Genomic DNA, 23,366 nt, shown 5'->3' with positions numbered 1-23,366 from the left:
ATGGCACAGTTGTTATTAAATATTTTAATCGCCTTCTTATGGACGCTATTCCAAGATGAAGATAAATTTCATTTATCAACCTTTGTAAGTGGATATCTCATTGGTATCTTTATTGTTTATTTAATGCATAGATTCTTTGGACATGTCTTCTACTTGAAAAAGGTTTGGGTAATCTTCAAGTTTATATGTGTTTATAACTATCAGCTTGTGACTTCAAGCATGACAACAATCAATTATATTTTATTTAAAACAAACAAAGTTAATCCAGGTCTTGTAACATATGAAACAACGTTAAAACAAGATTGGGCGATTACATTGTTAACATTGCTTATTATGCTTACACCAGGTTCCGTCGTGCTTAGACTTTCACCTGATGGTAGAAGATTCTTTATACATGCAATTGATATTTCAGATAAAGAAAAAGAAATTTTAACGAAGCAAATTAAGAAATATGAAAAACTAATCTGGGAGGTGCTTAAATAATGTCATTTATCATTTTAGCAATTATCAAAACAGCGCTTGTTATATATGGTATTTCCATTGTTGTCGTACTTCTCAGAACGATCATAGGTCCAACTACTGCGGATAGAGTCATTGCTTTTGATGCAATCGGTGCGATTTTAGTTTCCGTAGTAGGGGTATTAAGCATTATTTATGATATATTCAGTTATTTAGAAGCGAGTTTGATTATCACAATACTTTCTTTCTTGAGTACAGTAGGTATTTCACGTTTCATAGAAGGGGGTCGTGTCTTTGAATCTAAGCGAAATCGTTAGTTTAATTGCCGCTTTATCAATATTGTTAGGTTCAATAGCAGCGCTCATCAGTGCGATAGGAATTGTACGCTTTAGAGATACATTTCTTCGAAGTCATGCCGCTACTAAAAGTTCTACATTATCTGTGTTGCTTACTTTGACAGGTGTGTTTATATATTTCTTAGTGACACAAGAATACTTTAGTGTCCGAACATTATTAACAATACTGTTCTTATATTTAACATCTCCCGTAGCAGGACATATGATTATTAGAGCAGCTTATAATTCAGGATCATATATGTATATGAAAGAATTTACTAAAAAAGGTACTTCATTAAACTTCAGGTATGATCGTAAAGAAACAAAGAAAGACTGAAGAAGAAGAGCCGAAAAAAGACAAATGATGAACGAAGCATTTTCTAAAAATGATAAAGAAACATTTAGTAAATATAAACAAATCATGAAAAAAGATGATCCAACATTAAAATAATAGACATTATTTGAGAAGTGTCCGTAAGAGGCGTTGTTAGGGACAGAATTCTGAGAAATGTCTCTAATCGAGCGCCCGTCTAATTACCAGAATTCGGAATAATGGAAGTTATATACACAAAGAAGAGGCCCGAGATGATTAAATCTCGGCCTCTTTCCTACGATTTGTCAACTACTACGTAGTAAAATGTATTTAAAATTGGCATCACTAAATAAGCCTTTATTATTTAATAATTTTTTCAATATGTTATGATTTATTTGAATAGATTATCAGTGTGGAGACAAGTGATAATCATATTCTTTATTATTTATAACTAGATAATGAATGGTTTTAAGTAGCTTGTTAACGCAAGCTATTGAAGCAGTCTTGTGGCCTTTGCCATTAGGCTGCTTTTTTAATTTGTAATAATAGTCGATAATATGATTTTTAAATAACCTTTGACCCAACAGGAAATTTTTAATGATTAAGTAAAATAATGATCTAGCATGTTTGTTTCCACGTTTGTTAATTTTATCTTTAAAATGCGTTTTACCAGACTGATATCTTTTTATATCAATGCCTACATATGCATTCAATTGTTTATGAGAATCAAAGGATTTGATGTCACCTAATTCGCCAATAATCATTATGGCTGTTAAATCACCAATGCCAGGAATAGATTTAATTATTTTAAATTCTTCGAATTCCTCAGCTAACACTAATAACCTTTGTTTTATAGAAGCATGCCGTTTCATTAGATTTAATAAATCTTCAATCACATAAATTAATTTATCTGTTAAAAATGAATCTTTAGAAACAGAAGGATAACTGACCATAGAGAACTCTACGAGTTTTTTTGCATATTGTGCTTTCTTTTTCTCTGATAGATTTTTTTCTGTACAACTATTAATTGTATTTTTTAGTTCTTCAATTTCATTAGAATCAACAAAGTCAGGATGTGGGAACTTACTAGCTACTTGTAAAGCCAATTTTGAATATCTATCCTTAAATAGGTTTTGTAATTCTGGAAAAGTCATATCTAGTAACTGAATCAATTGGTTTTTTAAGTAATTTTGTTGATTGTTAATTTCTTCATAGTATCTTGTCAGTTCTCTCAGTTTTACGTATTTTTCTTCCATTAAATTTCTAGAAGGTTTTTTATTTATATTTTTAGCTAAAACGGCAAGTTTATGTGCATCAGATTTATCTGTTTTCCAATTTCTTAAAGAATTAGTTAGTAATTTTGCCTCAAGAGGATTAATTACACAAAATGAAATGTTGTTAACTGTACAGAATTTCTCTAACACTTTTGAATATATACCAGTAGCTTCAAATAAAAAATATACTCCTGCGAAATCCTTTATATATTTGTTTAGTGACTCAAAACCATTATTATCGTGGGTAATTTCAAATTCTTTAACAAATTCATTGTTTGAATAATGTGCAATAAAACTCTTTCCTTTTCCAACATCTATACCAAAATATTCGATAAAAATCACTCCTAAGTTATTAAATTTAAGAAGCTTTAACTTCACTTAGCCTTACTTAGTTCATTTTCCTGTACACGATCTCAAGGGACCCAACATACTAAAATCGAATTCATAAGGAGAGTGAAGTTCTCCAGTTTTTGCTACGGGTTCTATGACCCTAGAGACCGATCGGAGTACTTCTCTCTTCTACTATTTCATATTCTTAAAATAAGTACCAACGGTATGAAAAAGAATATGAAAAAAGTAGCGAAGTTCATCTACCGTCGTAGATTACTTCGCTACTAATCTTAGTATGTTTTTTCATTATTTCATACTATTATGAATCGCTTCTGCATTGTGTTCCATCATATTGTAATATGAGTTGCCTTTAGAATCTTTTTTACCGATTGAATCTGTGAATACTTCATCTTTAATGTTAAGGTTTGTTTCTTCTGCTAATGTTTGCATACTTTTCTTATCAACACTTGTTTCGACAACTAATGACTTTAGTTTATGGTCTTTCACAAATTTAATGGCTTGCTTCATTTGATCTGGTGTACCTTGTTTTTCTGTATTAATCTCCCAAATATATCCTGGTGTTATATGATAGCTTTTCGCAAAGTATTTAAATGCACCTTCACTTGTTATAAAAGCACGTTTGTCTTCGGGAATATCATTGAATGCTGTTATCATTTTATGATGTAGTTTATCTAATTTATTCGTGTATTCTTTAGCATTATTTTTAAATTGTTTACTGTGTTCTTTATCTATATCACTTAAGTGCTTTTCAATTGTATTGACATATTTTATACCATTTTCAATGCTTAACCAAGCGTGTGGATCGATTTTATTTTTATCGCCTTCTCCACCTTTTAAATAAATAGGTGTAACGTCTTCAGTTGCTTGAATAACATTTTTGTCTGTGATTTTTTTACCTGCTTGTTCTAATGCTTTTTCAAACCAACCATTTCCACTTTCAAGGTTAAAACCATTATATATAATAACATCTGCATCTGTTAATGCTTTGATGTCTTTAGGTTTAATTTCATATTCGTGAGGATCTTGTCCAATAGGGACGATGCTTGTAACTTTTGCGTCAGACTTTGTCACTTCATTAGTCATATCCGCTAATATTGAATTTGTTGTTACAATTTTTATATGTTTGTCTTCATTAGAAGATGATGCATTACAAGCACTTAATAAAATAATGATAGCGAGTAATGGCATAAATAATTTCTTCATGTTTAACCTCCTAAGCAAATTTTAATTTCATTTTATGTATGGTGAATGTAATCATGTACACTAAGCAGCAGACTAATACGATACACGCGCCACTTGGTAAGTTATAAAGGTAACTGATATACATGCCACAGGCCGCACATATTGCACTGATAACACTTGCGACAATCATCATTGATTTTAATGATTTTGTGATTAAAAATGCAGCTGAACTCGGTGTAATAAGTAGTGCAACGACAAGTATAATGCCCACTGTTTGTAAACTAGCAACTGTTACGAGCGCTAATAGCATCATGACAAAATAATGAATGACTTTTACATTTAAACCGCTCATTCTAGCTGCAATAGGGTCAAACGTTGATAAATGCAAGGGTTTGTAAAATAATATGACACAAGCGATAACAATTAGACTGACTATACTCGTTGTATAAAATGCACTTGAAGTTACTGCTAGTATATTCCCAAATAAAATATGATATAAATCAGTAGAGGAGTTAATTTGACTTATGATAATAATTCCAAGGGAAAAGAATGCAGTAAAGATAATACCGATAGCTGCGTCATTTTTAGTTTTAGAGTGTTGGGCAATGTAACCAATCAGAAAGCTCGTTAACATACCGGTAATGAGTGCACCTATAAACATCGGGATGTTCAATACATAACTTATCGCAACACCAGGCAGTACAGCGTGGCTCATAGCATCACCCATTAAAGATAAACCTCTTAATATGATGAGGCTACCTACAATGCCACAGACAACACCAACTACAATAGCTGTAATCAGCGCTCGACTTAAGAAATTATATTGTATAAGGGATGAGATAAATTCATTAATCATGGTGTAACGCCTTCCTTTAGAAATACTTCTTTAATATTGTCTTCTGTTAAAGCTTCAGATGCCATGCCAAAAAATTTAATAGTTCGATTGAGGAGGATGATCCTATCAAAATATAATTTGGCTTTTTGAATATCATGATGAACAATTATGATGAGTTTTCCTTCTGATTTTAATCTTCTAAGCATGTTTATCATGATTTCTTCACTCTTAAAATCAATACCGACAAATGGTTCATCTAGACATAATAAATCACTGTCTTTCATTAAAGATTTTGCTAAAAGAACACGTTGTAATTGACCACCACTTAATTGATTTAATGTCTTATCTTTTAATTCAGTTAGTTGTAACTCTGACATTAATTGATCCCTTTTTTGATAAGCTTCTTTTTTTAAAGGTCTAAACCAACCTGATGTAGCATAATAGCCTGTTAATAAACTATCTTGAACAGTGATAGGGAAATCTAAATCTAATTGATTTCTTTGAGGAATATACGTTAATTGTTTCAACTGTTGGTTTATCGGTTTATCATGCCAATAAACTTCTCCTGATGCCTTAAATTCACCCAAAATCGATTTAATAAATGAAGATTTTCCTGCACCATTTGGTCCCATAATGCCAATTAATTCACCTGTAGATTCAATGGTTAAATTAATATCATGCAATATTTGCTGTTGTCCTAAATATAAATTTAAATTTTTTACCTGCAACATGTTATCACCTTTTCTAAAAATAAGTTTAGGCTAAACTAAACTATAATTCGATTATATTAGAAAATTAACTAAAGTCAAGAGATAGCCTGTAAAAATAAATCGTGGTACAATAAATATATGATAATAAAAGTGAGGTCAGAGTAGATGTTGACTGAAGAACAAGAAGACTACTTAAAAGCGATTTTTGGATTAAATGGCACAACAGATTACGTATCCAACAAGAATTTAGCGCAAGATTTAAATATTAAACCTTCATCAGTTAGTGAAATGATGTTACGTTTGAAAAAGGATGACTACGTAGATATTCGTCCGTATAAAGGTGTGAAATTAACTCAGAAGGGTTTAGATCATACAACTAATATTATTAAAAGACATAGACTCATAGAGCGATTCTTAATAGAAGAACTTGAATATACTTGGGATGAAGTTCACGAAGAGGCAGAAATACTAGAACATCGTGTATCTGACCGTTTTATAGATAAGATAGATAAGTTAATGGGATACCCAACAACTTGTCCGCATGGTGGTATTATTCCAAGAGAGAATCAAATAGAGGAAATTTATAACACATCATTAAATGAGTTTGAAATTGGAGATGACGTTGAAATTAAACGTGTCATGGATTATGTGAATCTCCTAGATTATTTAAGTAATCAAGAATTGCATATTGGCGATGTAGTAACAATTAGCAATAAAGATAGCTTAAACCAACTCATAGAACTTAAACTAAAAGATAAAACAATTATGATTAGTGAAACAAATGCATCATATTTGTTTGGTATAAAAACAGCTTAATAAATAAAAACCAGCAGAAATTCATTCGCTTGAATTTCTGCTGGTTTTTTGTTAATGGATTAAAATAACGCACGAAGACTGTGAACATAACCCTGTCAAGTAGACACTAAAAAAAGTAATCAATATGTTGGCTGTGCTTTTATAAGCGCAGCCATTTTTAATGAAATTCTTTTAGAATTATAAAATTTTATATATTCATTTATTTGCTTTGTGGCGTGTTTTATATCATTGAATGTTTGAGATTTGTCTTTGAATACCTCTGATTTGAGTAACCCCCAAAAGCCTTCCATAGGACCATTATCAATACATCTACCTACACGAGACATGCTTTGCTTCATAGAAGCATTTTTAATCATCTCTCTAAATAGAACACTCGTATATTGGAATCCTCTGTCGCTATGAAATATAATGCCTTCGGTATTTCTTTTAATTATGGCTTTGTTAAAGGTATCGTATACAAGCTTATTATTGTTTTGAGATGAGACTACATGGCTGATGACTTTCTTAGCACCTAAATCATAAATAGCGCTTAAATACACTTTAGATCCATTTTTCAATTTAAATTCTGTCACATCTGTTAACCAGACCTTATTAACTTTACTTGTTGTAAATTTTCTGTTTAGGATATTTTGAGAAGTGATTTCTGGCTTACTAAGTTTATATTGCCTTCTCTTTTTTCTAATGACAGCTTTTAATCCATACTTCTTCATAATTCTATATACGCGTTTATGATTAACCTGGAATTTAGTATATAATCTCAGATAAATATAAATTCTTCGATATCCATATATGCCATCATGTTCATGATAAATCCTGAAAATCTCATCTTTTAATTCGTTATTGAATCTTTCAGATTCTGAAACCTCTCTGTTTTTCCATTTATAATAACTTGCTCTCGATATTTCAAGTGCGGCGCATATCCATTTGATTGGATACTTATCTTTTAATGCTTCGATTGTCTTGTATGCTGCTATTTGCTTGATTTTCGATTCATCAACTGCCTCTCTATTTCTTCCTGCTTTTTTAATACCTCATTCTCCATTTGGAGAAATTTATTTCTTTGTTCAAGTGCTTTTATTTTTAATTCAAGTTCTTCTTCTCTAGTTAAAGCTTCAACTGGTTTTCCTTTACCTCTACCATCTACTAAACCAATATCACCATGTTTTTCATACTTTTTTACCCAATTATAGACTTGTGAATAGTTAACTTGGTACTTTTCAGCTGTCTTATTAAAGTCTCTATTATTTTCAATACAATATTTAGCTATTTCAATTCTCTCTTCAAATGTTGTTTTTCTAGTATTCATAGTGTCTACCTCCAGATATGGAAAATAAGATTTATTTTCCTTTCCTTCAGTATACTTTACCACCCAATTTTTTAAAGTAGCATGATGTGAAATATTGTAATAGGCTGCTAGATCTGAATACGTCTTATTAGTCTCTAGATATTCTTTAACAACTTTTTCTTTAAATTCGCGTGTATAGATTTTATTTCGATTCTTATTTATAAGTGCTGTTATACCATGTTGCTTATACACTTTATATTTAAATCGAATCACACTATCACTAATATCTAAATTTAACTTATCAATTATATTTTGAAAGGAATAACCCTTTTCATGCAAATCGAAGATTTCCTGATACAGTTTAACAGGTAGTCTAGTTTTATACATAAAAATACCCCCTATAGAGTTTTAGTTTTTTTAATGTCTATTCTATAGGGAATAATACACTATGAGATATCGTGCACTAAGGTACAAAATCAGGGTATAACGTACGAAGACTGCGAGATATCGCGCAGTAAAGTATAAAGTCGAATTATACTATACGAAGACTCCATATTAAAAGTACCAATATCTATGGCCATAAAATATTAAAAGTATACATAACGGCATATACATTAATCGCTATCCATATAACACTAAAGAAAATAGTTGGAATTTTAGTGAGTTGTCTTAACTGACTACCATCCCATTCTTGTCTTGAACGTGAGAATGTTAATAGGAATATTGTAATACTCGATTGTGCGACTTCACCTAATAATGTTCCTAAACTGATGTGATAAATATACGTAATAATTTGTCCGAAGTCATGTATATTCGGTGCAGATAGTACTTCATATAAAGCGACTGCAATAATGACGAGAATGATACTTGGGATAAATTTCTTAGATGTTAATATGACATAGAATAAAAACATGATCAGAAGAATGATTAAGAAAATTGGTCCAAATGTGTGATGTTTAAGCCATACACCTAAAATCAACATAATCGGCGGCATGATATAACCGAATAAAGTCGTTATAAATTGATTTAATCGTGATTTGGAACCAGTAACGGCGTAACCTTGTCTACCGGTTTCCATGCGCTCTTTACGACGCCAAACAACTACGAGGTCTTTAGGTTTACCACCTGATAGTTTATTTGCTATAACATGACCCATCTCATGGATGAGTATTGGAAAATATCCTAAAATGATATCTATTAAACTTAAAACAGGTTGTTGTCTTCTATGATGAACAAATACATATATAAGCGCGATGATCGTTATCATTGTTAAGGATAAATTAATTGGTTCTGATAGAAAATTCGGTAAAAATTGAATCAAAAAAACGTCACCTCGTATTGAATAGTTTAAGACTATTCTACACTAAAGTGACGTTTTTGTTGTCGGACTTAAGACTTAATATCCGTTATTATTTTTTCTTACGTTTGATTAACCAAGTTAATAAAAGAATGATTCCAGCAATAAGTAAGATTGACGCTGTCATAATAATAGGTCTATTATCAGTACTTGTTACTTTTTTCTTTGTTTCGTTAAATTTATGTTTACTTGGCGTTTCTACTTTTACAGACGGTGGACCATAGCTATCATTGATATAAGAACGGTTATAATCAATGCTTGCACGTCCATCTTTAAGTACGACTTTATAATCTACGCCTTTACGAACGACATCATATAAGTCCTCTGTAACGTAGTATTTTTTGCCATTAATTTTTTGAGTACCTTTAGATAATACTTTTTTCCATTCATATTCTTTGAATGATTTTTCCATCAAGCTATTACCCATCATATTACGTTCTTTCTCTCCACCAACACTGTTGTAATCTCCTGCACCTAAAAGAACTTGGTTAATTCTTAATCCATCTCTTTTAGTAGAAAGACTGTGGTTATAGTCGGCAGTGTCACTAGAACCTGTTTTTAGACCATCAGTACCTTTAAGTGACATATCAGCACCTTCAAGTGAATGATTATACGTATAATATGTAACGTAGTGAACAGTAGGGGCAACTTTTTTAGTGTATTCCAAAATGTCAGGATACTGTTTTACAAGATGTTGCGTTAAAATGGCAAAATCTCTAGCTGTTGTATAGTTATCTTCATCTGATTGGTAACGTTTAGCTTTATATTCTAGTAATAAATTATTAGATGCACCATTAGAATTGTAGAATTTCGTATGTTCCATACCCAATTTCTTAGCTGTTTCATTCATGTAGTCAACAAAGTCAGAATCTAAATCCTTTTTTTGTTGTTTAGATGCTGTATTTTTATTGGAGTCTTTATCTTTTTTATCTATCTTTTTAGCAGAAGCTAAGTTCTCAGCTTTCATCGTTTCTCTTCCTAAAATCATCGCACCTGCATTTGAAGAATTAGAAACGGTAATTTGCATGAGTTCAGAAATTGTATAAACATCTCCTGGATACAATTTTGTATTACTTAATTCTGGTAATGTAGATAAACGATATTCTTCGTTTGTCATTTTAACTTTAGCATTTTTATCAAGTTTGCCACTATTGATTGCTTTTTCAGTTAAATATAATGTCATTAATTTAGACATACTAGCTGGATACCATTTAGCATCTATTTTATATTCATACAAAATTTGACCAGTATCAGAACTATAGTTAATAGCGCCTTCAGGTTCATAGATTTCACCGAGTGAGTGTCCATCTTCATTGGCTACTTGTATTGGTGATTTCGGATTATCCGCTGCATAAGCACATTGAGTTACTGGTATGCTCAATAAAAGTAATGCAAAAAATAATAATAGACTTTTTTTCATGAATAAGACCTCTTTATTTATTTTTAAAATTAACTATATCATTCTAACATATATTAATTAATTACCCTACAATAAGATAACAAATGAACGTTAATTTTTTGTGAACATATTTTAAATTTGGTATGTATAATCTCAATGCTGTAAAATATAACTATATCATTAATTTTAGTGAAGAGGTTATTAAAATGACAAAACAAAATCCTCTGCTTTATTTACTAAAAAAGGTAGACTGGCCTAAAAAATTAGTGTTTACGGCTATGACACTTTCAATTTTAGGTAGTCTTAGTGGTTTGCTCGTACCATTATTTACTGGAAAGTTAGTAGATACATTTAATGCAGAAAGTTTAGATTTAAGAATGGTTTGGCTATTTATAGGTGTATTTTTAGTAAATGCGGTCTTGAGCGGTATCGGGACATATTTACTAAGCAAGATTGGTGAAAAAACAATTTATTCAATTAGAGAAAAACTATGGAAGCATTTAATCAATTTAAAAATGAGTTTCTTTGATAAAAACGAAAGTGGACAATTGATGAGTAGAATTACAGATGATACAAATGTGATTAATTTATTTATCTCTGAAAAAGCACCAAATGTATTGCCATCATTGTTAACACTTATTGGTTCGATTGTGATGTTATTTATTTTAGATTGGCAAATGACGCTCATGACATTCCTTATCTTACCTATATTTATCGGGATAATGGTACCTTTAGGACGAAAAATGGGTAAAATCTCAAAAGACACACAAACTGAGATTTCTAGGTTCAGCGGTATATTAGGAAGAGTATTGACTGAAATGAAATTAGTAAAAGTGACAACGTCAGAAGAAAAAGAACTCGAAAAAACAAAAGGTACTTTATTAGGTATATATGATCTTGGATTAAAGGAAGCTAAAATTAGAGCAATCATTTCTCCACTTTCAGGCGTTATTATGACGTTAACAGTAGCTGTCATACTTGGGTTTGGTGGTATTAGAGTTTCGAGTGGTGCGATTACTGCAGGGACATTAGTTGCAATGATATTCTATGTTGTACAATTATCTGCGCCAATTTTGAATTTTTCTATGTTTTTAACGGATTATAAGAAAGCAGTCGGCGCAAGTGAACGTATTTATGAGATTTATCAAGAAGAAGCGGAAAAAAGAGGCGATGATCATAATCAACCGATTACGAATCATCAAGATATTACATTTGAAAATGTTTCATTTGGATACGAAGATAATCCGGTCATTAAAGATTTATCTTTATCCATCCGTTCTGGAGAAGTGACGGCATTTGTTGGGCCTTCAGGTTCAGGAAAAAGCACACTGTTTAGTTTAATAGAAAGACTTTATCCAATCGATCATGGCCAAATATTATATGGAAACCAACCAATAGATGATATATCTTTAAAATATTGGCGACAGAAAATTGGATATGTTATGCAATCTAATGCGATGATGTCAGGGACGATTCGAGATAATTTAACATATGGTGTTTATTCAGAAGTAGATGAAGAAACACTCGTACATTATACGAAGATGGCACGTTGTTATGATTTTATAATGGCATTTCCACAAGGGTTTGATACAGAAATTGGTGAAAGAGGTACCAAATTATCTGGTGGGCAAAGACAACGTATAGATATCGCACGAAGTTTCATTAAGAATCCAGATATTCTACTACTAGATGAAGCGACAGCTAATTTAGATAGTGAAAGTGAGTTCTTCATTCAACAAGCGTTGAATGAATTAATGAAAGATCGTACAACTATTGTGATTGCTCATAGACTTGCTACGATTAAAAAAGCAAATCAAATTGTATTTTTAGATAAAGGTGAAATCACAGGCGTAGGTACTCACCAAGAATTATTAGCATCTCATGAAAAGTATAGACATTTTGTAAATACACAAAGTTTAACTGAATAATATAGAAGTGAATTGAACAAGATCCTAGAAAAATATTTCAGGATCTTGTTTTTTATTGTAAAAAAATTTAAAAATTATGAGAAATAATGAAAACGCAACCATTTAGATGGGGCAAAGGATTCAATAAATATCAAAAAACGAGTCAAAAATAATTCGTGAATTTTTTTCGCAAAATATGCTTGAAACCTATTGACCTCAGGGAATTGAGGTGCTATATTTAAATTGTGAAAAACATCACAAACGTTAAAGATGCGCATCTTGAAAAATAAAAATAAGAAAGAAGTTGTTCATTGTGCTACTAAATAATATAAATCCATTAGACAACGTTACACTATCAGCAATTGTTGCTAGTATACCGATTATATTATTTCTATTATGTTTAACAGTTTTTAAAATGAAAGGTATTTATGCTTCTATTACAACACTTATTGTAACTTTAGTCATTGCGTCATTTATCTTCGAATTGCCACATACTATAGCGATTGGTGCTATAACAGAAGGGTTCTTTCAAGGTATTCTTCCAATAGGCTATATCGTCGTAATGGCAGTATGGCTATACAAAGTTTCAATTGGTACAGGACAATTTAGTATCATTCAAGATAGTATCTCAGGTATTTCTCAAGACCAACGTATCCAATTATTATTAATAGGTTTTAGTTTTAATGCATTTTTAGAAGGTGCAGCTGGGTTTGGTGTTCCAATCGCAATATGTAGTGTATTGTTAATTCAAATTGGTTTTAAACCTTTACAGGCAGCAATGCTTTGTTTAATTGCTAACGGAGCAGCGGGCGCTTTTGGTGCGATTGGTATTCCAGTTGGTATTATAGATAGTTTAGGTATTCACGGTAATATTTCAGCACTTGAAGTATCACAGATTTCAACTCTTACACTTCCAATCTTGAATTTCTTTATTCCGTTTTTACTTGTCATGATATTGGATGGATTTAAAGGTGTGAAAGAAATTTTACCGATAATTCTTGTTGTAAGTACAACATATACTGGCTTACAAATATTGATTACGTATTTCCAAGGTCCAGAATTGGCTGATATTATTCCACCATTATTATCTATGGTTGCATTAGCAATTTTCTCAAAATATTATCAACCAAAAAATATTTTCAGAATTTCAGATCAAGAAGTATTGGAAACAAAGAAACATACTGTTAAATCCATTATGTATGCATGGAGTCCATTCTATATTTTAACAATTTTCGTCATGATATGGAGTGCACCATTTTTCAAAGCTTTATTTGCTGAAGGTGGATTACTTTCTTCATTAGTATGGAATATAAGCATTCCAGGTACATTTAATGAAATTACTAATAAACTGATTACATTAAAAATCGACATCTTTAGTGCAACTGGTACTGCAATATTAATCTCAGTTGTGATAACAATATTAATTTCGAAACACTTTAAGTTTAGTGATGCGTTCAATTTACTAGGCGTAACAATTAAAGAATTGTGGTTACCAATTTTGACAATCTGCTTTATTTTAGCTATTGCTAAAATCACAACTTATGGCGGACTAACAGCTGCAATGGGTCAAGGTATTGCAAAAGCTGGTAACATCTTCCCAATACTATCTCCAGTATTAGGGTGGATAGGTGTATTTATGACTGGTTCAGTCGTTAATAACAACACATTGTTTGCACCAATTCAAGCATCAGTAGCAAGTCAAATAGGTACAAGTGGACCATTGTTAGTTGCAGCAAATACTGCTGGTGGTGTAGCAGCTAAATTAATTTCACCACAATCTATCGCAATTGCAACAGCTGCTGTTAGAGAAGTTGGTAAAGAGTCTGAATTGCTTAAAATGACTTTGAAATATAGTGTCGGATTCTTAATATTCATCTGTGTATGGACATTTATTTTAACTATAATTTTATAAATATAAATTGAGGAGCGATTATAATGAAACAATTCAAAGGTAAAAAAGTCGTATTAGTTGGTAATGGTGCAGTAGGTTCAAGTTATGCATTTTCAATGATAAACCAAGGTATTTGTGATGAATTTGTGATCATAGACTTAGATAAAAAGAAAGTAATCGGGGATGTCATGGATTTAAATCATGGTACAGTATATGGACCATCACCAATTAAAGTTAAATCAGGTGACTATAAAGATTGTCATGATGCAGACGTAGTAGTTATTTGCGCAGGTGCAGCACAAAAACCAGGTGAAACAAGACTAGATTTAGTAGCAAAAAATATGAAAATTTTCAAATCAATCGTTACTGAAATTATGGACTCAGGATTTGATGGTATATTCTTAATTGCAACTAACCCAGTAGATGTATTAACATATGCAACTATGAAATTCTCAGGTTTACCAAAAGAACGTGTAATCGGATCAGGTACTATACTAGATACAGCAAGATTTAGATATTTATTAAGTGAAGAATTCGATGTCGCACCACAAAGTGTACATGCAAACATTATTGGTGAACATGGTGATTCAGAATTACCAGTATGGTCTCACGCGAATATTGCAGGTAAACCATTAAGAAGTATTATTGAAAAAGATGAAACACGTAAACATAGAGTAGAAGAAATATTTGTACAAACTCGAGATGCAGCCTATGAAATTATAGAAGCAAAAGGCGCAACTTATTACGGAGTAGCAATGGGGTTAATGCGTATTACAAAAGCCATTTTGAACAACCAAGATGTGGTGCTAACAGTATCAGCATATTTAGAAGGCGAATATGGACATGAAGGCGTGTATATAGGCGTACCAGCACTTATAAACAGATCAGGCATTAGAGAAGTTATCGAAATGCCATTAGATGAAGAAGAAAAATCATTATTCGATAACTCTGTTAAAGTGTTGAAAGATATACAAGCACCATTTGAAGAAGAATTTTAATAGTAAGATATATCAGAGATTTAATATATGAAGATTTTAGTAGTACCGACAAAGTCTAGAAATGATTTTGTCGGTATTTTTTGTGGTGATGGATAGAGTTAAAGGAGGAATGTGAAGATGAGCGAGATTGGATGCGGAAGATGATGGAAGATGTGAGTTAAAGGCGGAGTAAACCCATAAGTCATGGCTTAAAGTCCGAATAAAGCCATGAGATGAGCCAAGTCTTGGCTTAAGTGCTTAATGCCCGAATAAAGCCAAGAGATTATCCAAGTCGTGGCTTAACGACCTAATAAAGCCAAGAGATTATCCAAGTCGGAATATGTCCATATAATTGTGTAATAAAAAAAGAGCCACATATAGCTCACTTTGGTACAATGTAATCGACTAAGAAAAAATTGTAGAGGTGACTATATATGACTCAATTAAATGTTAACTTAGATTATGAAGAATTGGCAAGTGCTATTTTTGGAAGTGATATGAATGCGTCTATGAAAACAATAGCTATGACTGTCATAAATGCATACATGGAAATGGAAAGAGACAAGTATGTTAATGCTGGATATAAACAAAAGAATTCAGGAAGAAACGCACAACTTAATGGCTATTATGCGCGTGATTTCCTGATGCCTATTGGCAATCTGACATTAAAAGTTCCAAGAACACGTGACGGTGAATTTACAACTGAAGTATTTAATCAATATTCGCGTTCTGACCAATCGCTTATTTTAGCGATGACAGAAGCATACATTAATGGTGTTTCAACTAGAAATGTTAATAAAATTGTGGAATCCCTAACGGGAAAATCTGTGTCTAAATCAACTGTTTCAGGCGTAATAAAAAACCTAGATCCTGAAATTAAAGAATGGGCTGGTAGACCTATTGTTAGTCATCAGTATAAGTATGTATTTGTTGATGCTATGCACATTAAGGTAAGAGAGAATAATAAAATTGTTTCTAAAGGTGTTTATATCGCTATGGGTATCAACGAAAATAGAAAACGCGACATTATTGGCTTTAAAATTTCTAATCAAGAGTCAGAATTAGCTTGGTCAGAGTTTTTTGAAGACTTAAGAATGCGTGGTTTAACAACACCTGAACTTATTATCTCTGATGCGCATTCTGGACTTATTAAATCTATTAAGTCACAGTTTATTGATTCATCTTGGCAACGTTGTACATTCCATTTTCTTAAAAATATTGTAGAGAGATTTCCTAAAAGAACTCTAAAGAAGCTAGAATGTTACTTAAATCAATATTCCAAGCACCAACATATCGTCACGCTGTTCAGCTCAAAGATGAATTCATTGCACAATATGAAAGTAATCCTAAGTATGTGGAAGCTATTAAAATATTGGATGAAGGCTTCGAAGATGCCTCACAATTCTATAGATTTACTGCTCAACATCATAAAAATCTAAGAACTACTAATTCAGTTGAAAATATTAATATGCAACTCAGAAAACGAGAAAAAATAGTTAAAACATTCCCTAATCTAGATTCAGCTTTTAGATTAATTGGCGCAGTACTTATGGATATTCAAGAAAGATTTGATAAGTCTAACAGACCATTTATCGCTTAATTAAGCTACTTATTTTTTAAAAAATAAGTAGTGATCAAACAACTATATCTGTTTAAACTTCAAAACAAATATAGTTGTTCGATTCATTAAAAAACCAAAGGTTGATTACATTCTAAAGATATTACACAAACATATGGACTTGACTCCAAGTCGTGGCTTAACGACCTAATAAAGCCAAGAGATTATCCAAGTCTGTACTGAACCCAAAAATCTAAACCTTAATTAGTATATTATTTCAAAGGTTTGTCTCCTGTAATTTTTGGGAGATAAGCCTTTTAATTTTGATTTGATTCTTTCGTTATTATAAAAATCGATATATCGATGAATAGCTTGTTCAAGGTCCTGAAAATCTTTAAATTCTTGGCCATAATACATTTCTTGTTTAAGTAACCCAAAAAAGTTTTCCATAACTGAATTATCTAGACAATTACCTTTTCTAGACATACTCTGAAATATTTTATGGTCTTTTAATAATCTAGTGTATTGTGAATGTTGATAATGCCAGCCTTGATCTGAATGAATCGTTAAACGATGATCTAGGTTTGGACGACGCTTTATCATTTCTTTTAATGGATTGATGACTATATCTAATGTAGGACGACTTGAGATTTTAAAGCTGATAATCTCTGAACTATATAAGTCCATAAAAGGTGATAAATATAATTTCTGACCATTCATTAATTTGAACTCTGTAATATCTGTTACGACTTTTTGAAATGGGAGACTTGTTTTAAATCTACGATTTAATATATTTTGAGCTACTTTACCAACTTTACCTTTAAAGGAACGATACTTACGACCTCTATGTGTGAACTTTGTACAAGTTAGATTATGTTCTTTCATAATTCTTAGTACTTTTTTATGATTTACGATAAGACCTCTATTTCTTAGTGCTTGTGTAATACGACGATAACCATAGGTATGGTTTGATTCTTCACATATTTCTTTTATTACTTGAATCAATGTTTCATCTTTATCAGCTTTACTAAATTTATTTATCCAATAATAGTATACAGATTTAGCTATTTGAGCGACTTTAAATAAGATACTTAATCGTATATTATATGTTTCATTTAGTTCCTTAATGACCTTTACTATTTCTGATTTTTGCTTCCGTAAATGTCGGTCAAGGCTTGTAACTTTTTTTGATAAGCTATACCTGCCTTTAACGTCTCATTTTCATTTCTAAGTCTTTCAAGTTCTTCACGTTCATTTTCATTTAAAGGTAAATTTTTATTATCTGATTTAGATCGTTTTTTAGTCATAGTGTGAGATCGTCCCTTTTGTTTATTATCTATATCAAGACGACACTTTTCATCAAATTGATGTTGCCAATTGGCAATGATAATAGGATTAATAATTCTAAAGTGATTCGCAGTATCTTGATAAGACAACATATTTTCTTGTCTAAATTTTAAAACAGATAATTTAAATTCGCTAGTATAAACAGTATTTCTACTTTTTATTTCTAAACCTTCTTCTCCAAACTCTTTATATTGATTGACCCAAATCCGAAGGACAGACCAACTTGAAATACCATATTTTAAAGCAATTGTTCTATAACTTTGATGTCTTTCTAAATATTCTTTTACAAGTTTTAGTTTGAATTTAAATTCATATTTTTTCCTCATTAGAATGCACCCCAATATTTTGATTTGTTTAGTTCAAATATTTGGGTTCACATCAGTCGTGGCTTAATGTCCGAATAAAGCCAAGAGATTATCCAAGTCGTGGCTTAATGTCCTAATTAAGCCATGACATCATCTATTTCTCGCACCTCCATCACTTCCTTCAATTCAAACCACTTTCTTCACATCACCATTCCACATCCATTATATGATTATTCTTCTATTTAAAATCGGCATGTTGAGGGGATTTGAGGATTGTGGTAGTATCTATATGTCTGTTAAAAAATATAGAGGAGGTAAGGTCATGAAAAATAGAATTTTACGAGATATGATATTAATTTTGGCAGGATCTTTTATTTTTGCTACGGGTGTTAATGCCTTTATCATTTCTGCTAATTTAGGTGAAGGTGGCGTAACTGGGGTTTCTTTAATCTTACTTTATGCATTCGATATTTCACCAGCATGGTCTACGTTTATTTTAAATGCTATTTTAATTGCGTTAGGTTATAAATTTTTAAGCAAGAGAAGTACTGTATATACGATAATAGCTGTTATTGCTATTTCTGTATTTCTAGGTCTGACTGAATCTTGGGTTGTGCATACGAATGAAATTTTAATTAACACAATCTTTGGTGGTTTCATGGTTGGTCTAGGTATAGGACTCATTGTATTGTCTGGTGGTACGACTGCTGGTACGACGATTCTTGCCCGAATAGCGCATAAATATTTAGACGTAAATACATCATATGCTCTACTATTCTTTGACCTTATCGTCGTGATGTTTTCACTTACTGTAATGCCTTTAGAAAAAGCGTTACTTACTGTGATTTCATTATATGTAGGAACAAAAGTGATGGACTTTGTAATTGAAGGTCTCAATCCTAAAAAAGCCGTTACAATTATTTCTCAAAATCCCGATCAAATCGCTAAAATGATTGATGAACAAATTGGTCGTGGTTGTACGATTCTAAATGGTAGAGGTTATTATTCTAAGAAAGACACAGATGTCTTATATGTTGTTATTGCAAAGACACAACTTTCTAGAACAAAACGCATGATTAGAAAATTCGATGAAAATGCATTTGTCGTTGTCCATGACGTAAGAGACGTTCTTGGAAATGGCTTTTTAGTAGATGAATAATAATGTTAAAGAGGTTGGTACACTTTAATTGTGCCAACCTCTTTTTGTGAACGGAATACGAAAATATACAGAAAATGATAGAAAAAGTTACTATTAAATGCTATAATACATGAATATGAATGATGATAATGATTATCATTTACAAAAATATACAATTAATGAAATTATCATATAAATAGAGTTTATTTTAATGGAAAGAGGGTTCTTTATGAATCGTTTAACGGGAGAAGCTATTTCAATAGGTTATGGAGACAAATTAATAGTTAATGAATTGAATCTTGAAGTACCAGATGGCAAAGTGACTTCTATCATCGGACCAAATGGTTGCGGTAAGTCTACTTTATTAAAAGCTTTAAGCCGTATTTTAAATGTACAAACAGGTCAAGTGTTGTTAGACGGTAAGAATTTGCATTCAACTTCAACTAAAGAAATAGCCAAAAAGATTGCTATTTTGCCTCAATCTCCTGATGTTTCAGATGGATTAACAGTTGGAGAACTCGTATCTTATGGTAGATTTCCTCATCAAAAAGGTTTCGGTAGATTATCTAAACAAGATAAAGAGGAAATTGAATGGGCATTAAATGTAACAGGTACACATGAATTTAAATATAGATCGATTAACGATTTAAGTGGTGGTCAAAGACAACGTGTTTGGATTGCGATGGCGCTCGCTCAAAAAACAGACATCATTTTCTTAGACGAACCAACTACTTATTTAGATATTTCACACCAATTAGAAATTTTAGAACTTGTACAAGAATTAAACAGAGAACAAGGTTGTACGATTATTATGGTCTTACATGATATTAACCAAGCTATCCGTTTCTCAGATCATTTAATTGCTATGAAGTCTGGTAAAATTGTTGCACAAGGTCAAACTGAAGAAGTTCTTACAAATGAAATATTAGAAGAAGTCTTCAATATTGATGCAGAACTTTCTACAGATCCACGTACTGGAAAACCAATGCTTGTAACATATAATTTATTATGTAAGCACTATACGAAGTTATAAAAGGATGGCAACCTAATGACTCAGACTAAAACATTAAAAGCTAATCGCTATCCAATTATATTAACAGTTACAATCATTTTGCTTGTAGCTGTTTTACTTCTGTCGTTTTTATTTGGTGCAAAGACGACTTCAATACAAATGGTTTATGATGCGATTTTTCATTATAATCCTAAAATAGAAGAACATAATATATTAAGAGAAATCAGAATTCCGAGAGAAATAGGTGCTGTTATTGTTGGTATGGCACTTGCTGTATCCGGTGCTGTCATGCAAGGCGTTACACGTAATGGCTTAGCTGACCCTGGTTTATTAGGTCTTAATGCTGGTGCAAGTATGATGCTTGCGTTAACTTTAGCCGTTATACCTAATGCAGGCTATTTCACATTAATGCTTGCAGGATTTGTAGGTGCAGCTATAGGTGGGATACTCGTTATGAGTGTAGGCTCATCTAAAAGAGGTGGATTCAGCCCGATGAGGTTAGTACTTGCGGGTGCTGCAGTATCTGCGCTTTTAACAGCTGCAAGTGAAGGAATTGCTTTAATATTTAGATTAAATCAAACATTAACTTTCTGGAGTGTTGGTGGTGTAAGTGGTACAACTTGGAAACAACTTATGATTTCTACACCAGTTGTGATTGTTATTTTAGTTGTTCTTATTTTTATGAGTAGACAACTTACTATACTTAGTTTAGGTGATACACTTTCCAAAGGATTAGGCCAAAATAGTACATTTGTAAGATACACAAGCTTAATTGCTACAATGTTCTTAGCAGGTATTGCAGTTTCAATCGTTGGACAAATCGCATTTGTCGGTTTAATGGTGCCACATATTGTTCGATTTATGATTGGAACAGATTATAAACGTGTGATACCTTTATCAGCAGTACTTGGAGGCTTTATTCTGTTATTTGCAGATATGATTGCAAGAATGTTAGGAGAAGCACCTATTGGAGCTGTAATCTCAATTATCGGTGTGCCGTTCTTCCTTTATCTTGTTAGAAGGGACGGTAAAATACTATGATACATCCTAAAGTTATTAAAAAACAACGCATTACATTTGTTATATTAGTGATTGCGCTTATTGCTTCAATGGGATTTGCCATGACGACTGGTGAATTTAATATGTCCTTTACACAATTTTTCAAGACGATATTTGGACAAGGTAATGAGTTAGATACAATGGTGTTATTTGAATTTAGAATGCCTAGAATGCTTATTACAATACTTGCCGGCGCAAGTTTAGCATTGAGTGGTGCAATTCTACAAAGTATTACGAAAAATCCTTTAGCAGAACCAGGTATTCTTGGTATTAATGCAGGAAGCGGATTTATGATTACGCTATTTCTTGTTGTTGGTACGATAAAAGCAGGAGATTTTGTATATGTATTACCACTTGTAAGTATGCTCGGTGGTTTAGCAACTGCAATGGTTATTTTCATATTCAGTCATAAACGTGGAGAAGGCATAAACCCTGTAAGAATGGTCTTAATAGGTGTAGGTTTATCTACTGCTCTGAGTGGAGCATCTATAACAATTATGTCTACATTTGATCAAGATCAAATGGAATTTATCGCAAGATGGTTCGCAGGTAACATATGGGGAGATGAATGGCCATTCGTGTTCGCATTTATCCCATGGTTAGCAATTGTTATGCCATTATTGTTCTATAAAGCAAATGTATTAAATGTATTAAGTACGAATGAACAAATTTCCGTTTCTTTCGGTATTAATAATAATAGAGAAAGAATTCTACTCGTATTCTTAGCTGTAGTATTATCTTCAGCTGCAGTTTCAGTAGCAGGCGGAATTGGTTTCGTTGGCTTAATGGGACCACATATCGCAAGAAGTATTGTTGGTCCAAGACATCAATTATACTTACCAATTGCAGTGTTAAATGGTGCGATTTTACTTGTTGTAGCAGATACAATCGGTAAAATTGTATTAGAACCTAACGGACTTCCAGCAGGTATTATCGTTGCAATAGTTGGTGCGCCGTATTTCTTATACTTAATGCAAAAATCAACGCATATATAATCATAACCCAGGCTGGGACATAAAGTAATGTCTCAGCCTGTTTTAGTATATTGGCAGTAGATGACTGAATTGAAATGCGCTTGTAGCAAGCTTTTTTCAACTCTAGTCATCCTTGCCGGGGCGGGACTACGAAATCTTTTTATACAAATTAGATTTCTGTCCCGCTCCCTTTTCGTGCTTATAATCACGACACATTCTAAGATTTATTAAAATTTTTCGAAAAAGTATACATAAATTATAAAATTTTGTTTTAAAAATCATTTTAGGGGTATAACAAGGAGTAGTAATAGAACTTTACATAGGAGGTGCAGTTGCCAGTGAGAAGATTAAAAAATTTTTTCCTAGGCTTATTCATAATAGTAGTTGTAGGCACGCTTCTTTTTATGTACTTGGATATTAGCCAAATTAAGAGCTATCAACAAGAATTATTAAAATATAATTGGTTTGAACCAACGTTGATTGCTTGTGCAGGCGTATTAATATTCTTTGGTATATTGATGTTCTTTGCAACATTTAAACCAACACATAAAAAGCCAGGCTTACATCGTGACTATGAGGATGGTCACATTTATATTACGAGAAATTCAGTTGAAAAATGTATTTATCGTACAATACAAAAATACGATGAAGTACGTCAACCAAATGTTATTGCGAAACTGTATAATAAGAAAAATAAATCTTATGCAACAATCAAAGCTGATTTCTTTGTTGTTTCAGATACAGGTCAAATTCAAACATTAACAGATCGAATTAAATCTGATATCAAACAAAATGTTGAGCATTTCTCAGAAATACCTGTAAAAAATATTGAGATTAATGTCAGAGATCAAAAATCGAGTGACACAAGAGTTTTATAAGACT

21 protein-coding genes and 1 pseudogene are annotated in these 23,366 nt (G+C 31.9%); 13 read left to right on the top strand and 9 right to left on the bottom strand.

Features of this window, described 5'->3' with window-relative positions; all coding sequences use genetic code 11:
• Genes MUA60_RS13845 through MUA60_RS13835 form a run of 3 tightly spaced genes read left to right on the top strand, consistent with a single transcriptional unit; the run spans position 1 to position 1,131 of the window.
• Positions 1-483 carry a Na+/H+ antiporter subunit E gene (locus MUA60_RS13845; protein WP_262648736.1) on the top strand — a complete coding sequence of 161 codons (483 nt, stop codon included), beginning with the start codon at positions 1-3 and terminating at the stop codon, positions 481-483.
• Positions 483-776 (top strand): monovalent cation/H+ antiporter complex subunit F, encoded by a 294-nt coding sequence (locus MUA60_RS13840; RefSeq protein WP_262648734.1) that lies wholly within the window; start codon positions 483-485, stop codon positions 774-776. The genes MUA60_RS13845 and MUA60_RS13840 overlap by 1 nt, the downstream gene beginning before the upstream one ends.
• Positions 754-1,131: a Na+/H+ antiporter subunit G gene (locus tag MUA60_RS13835; protein WP_262648732.1), complete on the top strand. Its 378-nt coding sequence runs from the start codon at positions 754-756 to the stop codon at positions 1,129-1,131. The genes MUA60_RS13840 and MUA60_RS13835 overlap by 23 nt, the downstream gene beginning before the upstream one ends.
• Before the next feature lie 383 nt (positions 1,132-1,514).
• Here MUA60_RS13835 and MUA60_RS13830 read toward each other — a convergent pair whose 3' ends face one another.
• From MUA60_RS13830 to MUA60_RS13815, 4 genes are all read right to left on the bottom strand, one after another.
• Positions 1,515-2,759, bottom strand: coding sequence for an IS110 family RNA-guided transposase (locus tag MUA60_RS13830; protein ID WP_262648674.1), 1,245 nt, complete (start codon positions 2,757-2,759; stop codon positions 1,515-1,517).
• A 258-nt stretch (positions 2,760-3,017) separates the two neighbouring features.
• Positions 3,018-3,935, bottom strand: coding sequence for a manganese ABC transporter substrate-binding lipoprotein MntC (gene mntC, locus MUA60_RS13825; RefSeq protein WP_262648730.1), 918 nt, complete (start codon positions 3,933-3,935; stop codon positions 3,018-3,020).
• Between the two features lie 10 nt (positions 3,936-3,945).
• Positions 3,946-4,770 (bottom strand): metal ABC transporter permease, encoded by an 825-nt coding sequence (locus MUA60_RS13820; RefSeq protein WP_037589829.1) that lies wholly within the window; start codon positions 4,768-4,770, stop codon positions 3,946-3,948.
• Positions 4,767-5,480 (bottom strand): metal ABC transporter ATP-binding protein, encoded by a 714-nt coding sequence (locus MUA60_RS13815; RefSeq protein ID WP_262648729.1) that lies wholly within the window; start codon positions 5,478-5,480, stop codon positions 4,767-4,769. The genes MUA60_RS13820 and MUA60_RS13815 overlap by 4 nt, the downstream gene beginning before the upstream one ends.
• A 144-nt stretch (positions 5,481-5,624) precedes the next feature.
• Here MUA60_RS13815 and MUA60_RS13810 point away from each other — a divergent pair, with 144 nt between their 5' ends.
• Positions 5,625-6,275, top strand: coding sequence for a metal-dependent transcriptional regulator (locus tag MUA60_RS13810; protein WP_025905995.1), 651 nt, complete (start codon positions 5,625-5,627; stop codon positions 6,273-6,275).
• 119 nt (positions 6,276-6,394) lie between these two features.
• On the opposite strand, the gene MUA60_RS13805 is transcribed toward MUA60_RS13810, so the two are convergent.
• The 3 genes from MUA60_RS13805 to pbp4 all read right to left on the bottom strand — a co-directional run bounded on the left by MUA60_RS13805 (position 6,395) and on the right by pbp4 (position 10,337).
• Positions 6,395-7,947 (bottom strand): IS3 family transposase gene (locus MUA60_RS13805; protein ID WP_262648726.1). Its coding sequence is split into 2 segments (ribosomal slippage): positions 6,395-7,270 and positions 7,273-7,947, totalling 1,551 coding nucleotides; the frame shifts between segments, so codons are not numbered across the junction.
• A 184-nt stretch (positions 7,948-8,131) separates the two neighbouring features.
• Positions 8,132-8,881: a M50 family metallopeptidase gene (locus MUA60_RS13800; protein WP_262648724.1), complete on the bottom strand. Its 750-nt coding sequence runs from the start codon at positions 8,879-8,881 to the stop codon at positions 8,132-8,134.
• An 88-nt stretch (positions 8,882-8,969) separates the two neighbouring features.
• Positions 8,970-10,337 carry a penicillin-binding protein PBP4 gene (gene pbp4, locus MUA60_RS13795; RefSeq protein ID WP_262648722.1) on the bottom strand — a complete coding sequence of 456 codons (1,368 nt, stop codon included), beginning with the start codon at positions 10,335-10,337 and terminating at the stop codon, positions 8,970-8,972.
• Positions 10,338-10,522: 185 nt separating this feature from the next.
• On the opposite strand from pbp4, the gene MUA60_RS13790 reads away from it, so the two are divergent.
• From MUA60_RS13790 to MUA60_RS13775, 4 genes and pseudogenes are all read left to right on the top strand, one after another.
• Positions 10,523-12,244, top strand: coding sequence for an ABC transporter ATP-binding protein (locus MUA60_RS13790; RefSeq protein WP_262648721.1), 1,722 nt, complete (start codon positions 10,523-10,525; stop codon positions 12,242-12,244).
• 292 nt (positions 12,245-12,536) lie between these two features.
• Positions 12,537-14,135, top strand: a complete 1,599-nt coding sequence (locus tag MUA60_RS13785) for an L-lactate permease (protein WP_262648719.1) — start codon at positions 12,537-12,539, stop codon at positions 14,133-14,135.
• Positions 14,136-14,158: 23 nt separating this feature from the next.
• Entirely contained in the window at positions 14,159-15,112 is a 954-nt protein-coding gene (locus tag MUA60_RS13780; RefSeq protein WP_262648717.1) for an L-lactate dehydrogenase, read from the top strand.
• 413 nt (positions 15,113-15,525) lie between these two features.
• Positions 15,526-16,691: pseudogene (locus tag MUA60_RS13775) on the top strand (IS256 family transposase).
• Between the two features lie 222 nt (positions 16,692-16,913).
• Here the strand turns inward: MUA60_RS13775 and MUA60_RS13765 are convergent.
• Together MUA60_RS13765 and MUA60_RS13760 are read right to left on the bottom strand one after the other, a co-directional pair.
• Positions 16,914-17,777 (bottom strand): IS3 family transposase, encoded by an 864-nt coding sequence (locus tag MUA60_RS13765; RefSeq protein ID WP_262650630.1) that lies wholly within the window; start codon positions 17,775-17,777, stop codon positions 16,914-16,916.
• Between the two features lie 8 nt (positions 17,778-17,785).
• Positions 17,786-18,322: a transposase gene (locus tag MUA60_RS13760; protein ID WP_262648714.1), complete on the bottom strand. Its 537-nt coding sequence runs from the start codon at positions 18,320-18,322 to the stop codon at positions 17,786-17,788.
• A gap of 301 nt (positions 18,323-18,623) precedes the next feature.
• Here MUA60_RS13760 and MUA60_RS13755 point away from each other — a divergent pair, with 301 nt between their 5' ends.
• From MUA60_RS13755 to amaP, 5 genes are all read left to right on the top strand, one after another.
• Entirely contained in the window at positions 18,624-19,460 is an 837-nt protein-coding gene (locus MUA60_RS13755) for a YitT family protein (protein ID WP_025906313.1), read from the top strand.
• Between the two features lie 208 nt (positions 19,461-19,668).
• Positions 19,669-20,472 (top strand): ABC transporter ATP-binding protein, encoded by an 804-nt coding sequence (locus tag MUA60_RS13750; RefSeq protein ID WP_262648712.1) that lies wholly within the window; start codon positions 19,669-19,671, stop codon positions 20,470-20,472.
• A gap of 15 nt (positions 20,473-20,487) precedes the next feature.
• Positions 20,488-21,492 (top strand): FecCD family ABC transporter permease, encoded by a 1,005-nt coding sequence (locus MUA60_RS13745; RefSeq protein ID WP_037590409.1) that lies wholly within the window; start codon positions 20,488-20,490, stop codon positions 21,490-21,492.
• Positions 21,489-22,505: a FecCD family ABC transporter permease gene (locus tag MUA60_RS13740; RefSeq protein ID WP_262648710.1), complete on the top strand. Its 1,017-nt coding sequence runs from the start codon at positions 21,489-21,491 to the stop codon at positions 22,503-22,505. Before MUA60_RS13745 ends, MUA60_RS13740 begins: the two co-directional genes overlap by 4 nt.
• A 317-nt stretch (positions 22,506-22,822) precedes the next feature.
• Positions 22,823-23,362 (top strand): alkaline shock response membrane anchor protein AmaP, encoded by a 540-nt coding sequence (amaP, locus tag MUA60_RS13735; protein ID WP_025906320.1) that lies wholly within the window; start codon positions 22,823-22,825, stop codon positions 23,360-23,362.
• Positions 23,363-23,366 lie beyond the last annotated feature (4 nt).

The sequence above is a fragment of the Mammaliicoccus sciuri genome, from assembly GCF_025561425.1.
Taxonomy (GTDB): Bacteria; Bacillota; Bacilli; order Staphylococcales; family Staphylococcaceae; genus Mammaliicoccus; species Mammaliicoccus sciuri_A.
Note: the sequence above shows the minus strand (reverse complement) of the source record. Positions and strands in the feature narration are given on the sequence as shown.